At 63.6% G+C, this 6,297-nt stretch carries 7 protein-coding genes and 1 pseudogene; 4 read left to right on the plus strand and 4 right to left on the minus strand.

What is annotated here, in order from left to right; genetic code table 11:
• Positions 1–79 precede the first annotated feature (79 nt).
• The 4 genes from AZG88_RS48805 to AZG88_RS48820 form a co-directional block, all read right to left on the minus strand.
• Positions 80–1,129, minus strand: a complete 1,050-nt coding sequence (locus AZG88_RS48805) for an LLM class flavin-dependent oxidoreductase (RefSeq protein ID WP_231914489.1) — start codon at positions 1,127–1,129, stop codon at positions 80–82.
• Between the two features lie 286 nt (positions 1,130–1,415).
• Entirely contained in the window at positions 1,416–2,117 is a 702-nt protein-coding gene (locus tag AZG88_RS48810) for an SDR family oxidoreductase (protein ID WP_061701586.1), read from the minus strand.
• Positions 2,114–2,563, minus strand: coding sequence for a hypothetical protein (locus AZG88_RS48815; protein ID WP_061701587.1), 450 nt, complete (start codon positions 2,561–2,563; stop codon positions 2,114–2,116). Before AZG88_RS48815 ends, AZG88_RS48810 begins: the two co-directional genes overlap by 4 nt.
• On the minus strand, positions 2,560–3,012 hold the full coding sequence (locus AZG88_RS48820; RefSeq protein WP_005256873.1) for a MaoC/PaaZ C-terminal domain-containing protein: 453 nt from the start codon (positions 3,010–3,012) through the stop codon (positions 2,560–2,562). The genes AZG88_RS48815 and AZG88_RS48820 overlap by 4 nt, the downstream gene beginning before the upstream one ends.
• Positions 3,013–3,331: 319 nt before the next feature.
• Between AZG88_RS48820 and AZG88_RS48825 the strand changes: the two genes are divergently transcribed.
• The 4 genes and pseudogenes from AZG88_RS48825 to AZG88_RS52400 form a co-directional block, all read left to right on the plus strand.
• Positions 3,332–4,483 carry an acyl-CoA dehydrogenase family protein gene (locus AZG88_RS48825; RefSeq protein WP_061701588.1) on the plus strand — a complete coding sequence of 384 codons (1,152 nt, stop codon included), beginning with the start codon at positions 3,332–3,334 and terminating at the stop codon, positions 4,481–4,483.
• The gene (locus tag AZG88_RS48830; protein ID WP_061701589.1) at positions 4,483–5,508 is read left to right on the plus strand and encodes an acyl-CoA dehydrogenase family protein; all 1,026 of its coding nucleotides are present in this window, start codon (positions 4,483–4,485) and stop codon (positions 5,506–5,508) included. The genes AZG88_RS48825 and AZG88_RS48830 overlap by 1 nt, the downstream gene beginning before the upstream one ends.
• 234 nt (positions 5,509–5,742) lie before the next feature.
• Positions 5,743–6,003, plus strand: coding sequence for a hypothetical protein (locus AZG88_RS54905; RefSeq protein WP_156517799.1), 261 nt, complete (start codon positions 5,743–5,745; stop codon positions 6,001–6,003).
• A 127-nt stretch (positions 6,004–6,130) separates the two neighbouring features.
• Positions 6,131–6,297: pseudogene (locus tag AZG88_RS52400) on the plus strand (MFS transporter); the annotation flags it as partial.

A 6,297-nucleotide genomic window follows, 5' to 3' on the forward strand; every position in this document is an offset into this window, starting at 1 on the left:
CATTCCGAATCGAGGGTAGGAAAGGTTGCCTGGGTTGAGGTATTCCGTCATGAGTATTCCTTCGGTGGGATCCGGTGGATCAGTTCGCGGCGACAGCCGTGGAATCGAGTGTGCGGAGTTCCGGCATGCACTCGCTGGCGAAGAGTTTCAGGGATCTGTCGATGTCCTCGTGTGCGATGCCCGGCACGCCCATCTGCAACAGCCAGTTCTGGATGCCGTGCGACTTCGTCATCCGCGTCATCTTCGCGAGCACGGTGTCCGGCGAACCGATGAAGAGGTGATCACGATCGAACATGAGATCCCAGGGAGCCATCGCCTTGTACTTGGGATCATTCGGGTCCTCGTCGGCGTCGAGGAAGACCCCGATACCGCGAACCCGGCAGATAAGCTCAAAAAACTCCACCACCGCCGGCTCAGCGATGCGACGCGCCTCCTCGTCCGTGTCCGCGACGTATGCCATGCGCAGCACGCCCACATCCTCGCCGAGTGCCGGGGTGACGCCGGTGACCTTGGCCCGCTCGTCGCGATAGAGTTCGCAGAGGTTGTGGAGAACCTGACCGGTGGGGTACCAGGTGATCGGCTTCATACCCTTCTGAGCGGCGCGCCGGAAGCCCTCGACAGTCTCGGTGACCGCGAACAGCGGCGGCATCGGCTGCTGGTACGGCTGCGGAGTGATCCCGAACGCTTGAAGCATGCCGTCATCGCCGACCCAGCCTTCCGGATCGGGCGCACCGGGCGAGTGGATGAACTTCGTCCCCGGCTCCGGGAATGTGTAGCGCGGCCCCTTCCAACTGAACTGGCGGTCGGTCCAGATCCCCTTCACGATCGCGAGGTTTTCGTCGAAGATCCCGTAACTGTTCTCGCTGCCGTTCCAGCGGTTTGCCTCGGGATTGAGGTTCATCACCTCGATCGGCAGAATTCCCCGACCGAACGCCACATCGAGACGACCGTCACTGAAGTGGTCCAGGATGGCGAGATCCTCCGCCACCCTCAGCGGATGCCACAGGGTCAGCGATACCGCCGCCATCCCGAACCGGATGCGGCTCGTCCGAGCGGCCAGATCCGTCGCCAGCATGATCGGATTCGGGCTCGCATCGGTCCCGTCGACATCGAAGTGATGCTCCCCCAACCAAATACGGTCATATCCGAGCTCGTCCGCCATCACGGCATGTCGCCGCGTCGATTCGTCAACGCATACAGCAAGTCCAGTTTCATACTTCACTCCAAGTCTCTGTGGCCGAACGCCGCTTCCCGACGAGAACGACCGTCGTTTCTTCAACCGGTTTTCGAGGGCCGACATCACACCGCACCCTTCCGTGACGACCATCACACGAGGGTCCCTGCGGACCAGCCCCGATGCCAGCGGGAAACTACCTATCCACTACCTGTGCACTACGTATCTGCCATGACCGCCTTCAGCCATGACTGCGACCTCCGCAGCACGGCAATACCTGTCCCGTGACATATGCCGCCTGGTCGGAGCCCAACCAAGCGACGGCTTCGGCGATATCGATGGGCCTGCCCGGGCGTTGCAGCGGAATGCGCGAGATGATGCGGTCACGCACCCTCGTGGGTACTGCGTCGGTCATGTCGGTGGCGATGAAGCCCGGTGCCACGGCGTTGACGCGCAAGCGCGGCGCGTGGCTCAACGCCAGTGACCGGGTCAGGCCGACTACGCCACCCTTCGAGATGGCGTAGTTGAACTGGCCGACGTTGCCGAGGTATGCGCGTGAGCTGATATTGACCACCGCGCCACCATCGACGATCTCGTCGGCCAGTTCGGACGTCAACTCGAAGGTCGCGCCCAGGTTGATTCGATTGACGAGTCGGAAGTTCGGTTCGGTCATGTCGCCGATCAGAGCATCGCGCGTGATACCGGCGTTGTTCACCAGCAAGGTCGGCTGCCCCTCTTCGGACCGTATTGCGGAGCGAATCTGCGCACGGCCCTCCGGATCGGCGATGTCGGCCTTCACTGGCGTGGCATCGATCGATGCTGCGCTGTCCCCGACCGTCGGATCCACGTCTACCAGGACCAGGCGGTAGCCGTCCTTCGTCAGGCGCCGGGCAATTTCGAAGCCGATACCCCGGGCCGCGCCTGTGACCACTGCAATCTTCATGGCAGAGCTGCTCCTAAATGTTCGGCGCCGAGTACGAAGGCTTGACCGTTGGCCCCGCGAGTGGCGACGAGGAGATCCACCGCGTCGGCAACCGACTTCGGTTCCACATCGTCGGCCACGGCGACGACCGTCGAGTAGCCGTTGTGTTTTCGGCGCTCGAGCGCGAGTGCGCGCGCGCCGCTGAGTAGGCCGGCTGCGACAGCCGCGTCCAGCGGTTCGGTTCGTCCCAGCAGTGCGGCCGAGCGCACGACGTAGACCACTGCACCACCGGCCGCGACTGTCTCCCGGGTCATGTCGAACGCCTGAGCCAGTTCGTCCTCGGTCTCCGCCCATTCACGAAGACCGGTCCGTGCGACGAATACGAGACCGTCACGGGGGTCTTTTCCCGCAGGGCCGGCGCCGGTCAACACCTCATTGAGTTGGGGGTCGTCCGCGCGGACCCTCATACCTTCGCCTCCCGCTTCACCAATGCCACCATTTCTCCTTCTTGTACGACGACATCGTGCTGATTGAGAACCTGCACGTGCTGGACCATGACGCCACGGTCGGGTTTCGACGTGGGAGTCAGCTCCACGACCTCGTTGGCCGCGCGGATCGTGTCGCCGATGAGCACCGGACGCACGAAGCGCCAGCGACGGATCTCGGCGAACGCCACCAGGGTGTCGTCGAAGATTCCGAGCCGGCCCCGAAGGCCTGTCACGATCGACAGAACGAGCGCTCCGTGAGCAATCCGTTCGCCGAACTGACTCTCGCGCATAGTTTGCGCATCAGTGTGCAGCGTATGAAAATCACCGGACACTCCGGCGAAGTTGACCACGTCCGCCTCCGTCACAGTGCGACGCGGAGTCTCGAACGTCATTCCGATTTCCACGTCGTCGAACCACAGTCCGGCCATGGGACACCTTTCGAGAATTCATTGCGGAACTCCGACTCGAAGCAGTTTGCCGAGCGGCTACCGTTCACGGAAACTTAGTACCGCCCGGTCGGTACGTCAAGTATCAAGATGCACTCACGTGGCGGATCTCGGCACCTGCGCCGAATTAGCCACCAGCATTGCGTATATCGCCCACTTTTGCCATAGTGCGTAATCAAGACATGCGGCGGTCAACATCGACCAACATTCCAACCGGTTTGCAGACGGACATGCAGGCACCGGGACCCAACGTCGACGCAACACCCGAAACCGACTCAGCCACAACCGAAGGGATTCTCCAATGAGAGATCCGCTACTGGTTCCGCCCATCGCGTCGGACCCACACGACATGGACGACTTACGCGCCGAAGTCCGGCAATTCGTCGACGCTCAGTTCGCTGATGGGCGCATCACTCCGCGGATCGACAGCTGGCTCACCGGCTGGCACGAGGACTTCTCGCGTGCACTCGCCGACCGGGGATGGGTCGGCATGACGATCCCAATCGAGTACGGTGGCCGCGGTTGCAGCCACCTCGAACGTTTCGTCGTGACCGAGGAACTCCTCGCTGCAGGCGCCCCGGTCGCCGCGCACTGGATCGCCGACCGTCAGATTGCACCGTCACTCCTTTTGTACGGCACCGAATTTCAAAAGCGGAAGTATCTACCCGAGATCGCCCGTGGCGAGTGCTACTTCGCCATCGGCATGAGTGAACCCGACTCCGGATCCGACCTCGCCAGCGTCCGCACCAAAGCCACCCGCGTCGACGACGGCTGGGTCCTCAGCGGCACCAAGGTCTGGACGTCCGGCGCCCACCATGCCCATGCATTCATCTGCCTCGCCCGCACGACCCCCGTCGACCCCTCACATCGGCACGACGGACTGAGCCAGTTCATCGTCGACCTGCGGTCCCCGCGCGTCGACATCCGGCCCATCGTCTCGATGCACGGTGGGCACCATTTCAACGAAGTCATCCTCAACGACGTCTTCGTCGCCGACGACATGGTCTTCGGCACCATCGGCAGCGGCTGGCAGCAGGTCACCTCGGAACTGAGCTTCGAACGCAGCGGACCCGAACGCTTCCTGTCCACATTTCCTCTCCTCGCCGACACCGCGGAACAGATGCGGACAGGGGCAGTACCCCGACACCCCGACCTAGGCCGGTATCTCGCCCGAACAATGGGGCTGCACCAGATGTCCACCGCGGTCGCCGGAGCCCTCGGACGCCACGAACCCGCCGACGTCGCCGCGGCCGTCGTCAAAGTCCTCGGAACCACCACCGAAGGCGACATCGCCGATTTTGCCGACGTCATCACCGGTGACACGGGTCCGAGCCCCCGCCGCTACCGGGCAATGATCGATGACGCCGCCGCCCAACGCCCCGGATTCACCCTTCGTGGCGGCACCAACGAAGTTCTGCGCGGCGTGATCGCGCGGGGATTGGGAATGCGCTGATGACGACCCCGAGCACTGTCGACCCCGATCTTGTGGAAATGATGTCTGCGGTCTTCGTCGCTTACCGCGACCAGAAGGAACCTGACGCCGGTACCGCTACGTGGGACCCAATCCTCTGGTCCCACCTCACCGATCTCGGCCTAACCCGCCTCACCGGACCAGAGGAATCCGGCGGCAGCGGAGCCGGATGGCTCGAAGCCGCGGAACTGCTCCGCGCCGCCGCAGCCAACGGCGTCCGAATCCCGCTGGCCGAACACGACCTGCTCGCCGGCTGGCTGCTCGATACCGCCGGGCTTCCCGCAGACGACGCCCGCCGCACCGTCTGCCTGCTCGATCACACCGGAACTGCCCACCGGGTGCCCTGGGCCGCCCAATCCGACAAGATCGTCACGGTCTGGCGCGACACCCACACGTACGTTGTCGCCGACATCGAGACGAACATGCTCACCATCACGCCGGAGGCCAACATCGCCGGCGAACCCAGGGACACCGTTACCATCGACAGCGCCCACTCGGGCACTCCGGTAGCGGACGCGGTCGTCGACCAACTACTCCTGCGCGGCGCACTGATCCGAGCCGTGCAGACGAGCGCCGCGCTCGATCGCATCCTCGACCTGTCGATCACGCACACCACCGAACGCACCCAGTTCGGGCGACCGCTCGCGAAGTTTCAGGCCATACAAAACCTCGTCGCCGATATCGCCGCCGAAGCCGCACTCACCCGGGCCGCCACCGAAGCCGCCCTGAACGAAGCCGTCCGCACCGACTGGTCCGCACCGAACCTCGACGTCCTTGTCGCTGTTGCCCGTTCCTGCGCCGGGCACGCCGCCTCCATCGTCGTCCGTAATGCCCACCAGGTGCACGGTGCGATCGGCACCACCCGCGAGCACCGCCTGCACGAGTTCACTCAACCTGCCCTCGCGTGGCGCTCCGAGTTCGGCTCCCTCCACCACTGGGACGACATGCTCACCACCGCGTCCATCACCGCATGCCGACAGAACCTGTGGTGCCTCGTCACCGCATAATCTTCCGGCCGCCAATGACCAATGAATTGAGTAGTGCCGAATGACATTCGCTCTTGCACAGAGAATTACGGAAGTTTTTCGCGTTCTCGCGCACACTCGTGTGGTCGCGCGAGAGTTCGAGTTCTGGACTGCCATGACCAGCCCGGCTTCCTCATCTGAGCCGAGAAGACCGGTCGACGCCTTTGGCGGCCTCGACACGAGGGATAGCGACGGCTCGAGAAAGGAAGACGCCCGATGAGTGACTGCCAGGACCTACCCCGCGAAGCACGCGAACTCATCACCCTCGCTCGGCGATGGATTCCGTACGGCGGGGTTCCCGCGGAGCTTGTCTTCCAGACATTCGGAATCACCGAGCACCAGTTCGTCGACAGGCTATGGGCAGTAGTGCAGGATACTTGCTGCGATCCGCATCTCGTCCGTGCGCTTTCCTCCACCTATCCGCGCCGGCGGTCGCACTGGGGAGTATCCACGACGCGAGGACGCTCACCCGTCTGACCAGCCGACCGCGCCGGCGAAACTACGCGTGCGGCAGTTGTTCGGACGCCACCGTGAACCCCCTCGTTAGTTAGCCCCAGTACCGTGTTTACCTACGCCCGCTCACCTAATCCCTACAGGAGGACACATGGCCGCCAGATCCACCACCGCAGCCAGGGCACTCCTGCCGGTCATGTGCTTCGTACTGATGATTGTCGCCGTTCTGCAGACACTGGTGGTGCCGATCGTCGGGACCATCGGTGCGCAACTCGACGTCGGCCCCACCGCCGTCGGCTGGCTCCTCACCGCGAACCT

Source organism: Rhodococcus sp. LB1 (assembly GCF_001583455.1).
GTDB classification, from domain to species: Bacteria; Actinomycetota; Actinomycetes; order Mycobacteriales; family Mycobacteriaceae; genus Rhodococcus_F; species Rhodococcus_F opacus.

Excerpts from the sequence above, each read along its gene's own strand:
- AZG88_RS48810 (WP_061701586.1), bottom strand. The coding sequence starts at position 2,117 with ATGAAGATTGCAGTGGTCACAGGCGCGGCCCGGGGTATCGGCTTCGAA.
- AZG88_RS48815 (WP_061701587.1), bottom strand. The coding sequence starts at position 2,563 with ATGAGGGTCCGCGCGGACGACCCCCAACTCAATGAGGTGTTGACCGGC.
- AZG88_RS48820 (WP_005256873.1), bottom strand. The coding sequence starts at position 3,012 with ATGGCCGGACTGTGGTTCGACGACGTGGAAATCGGAATGACGTTCGAG.
- AZG88_RS48825 (WP_061701588.1), top strand. The coding sequence starts at position 3,332 with ATGAGAGATCCGCTACTGGTTCCGCCCATCGCGTCGGACCCACACGAC.
- AZG88_RS48830 (WP_061701589.1), top strand. The coding sequence starts at position 4,483 with ATGACGACCCCGAGCACTGTCGACCCCGATCTTGTGGAAATGATGTCT.
- AZG88_RS54905 (WP_156517799.1), top strand. The coding sequence starts at position 5,743 with ATGAGTGACTGCCAGGACCTACCCCGCGAAGCACGCGAACTCATCACC.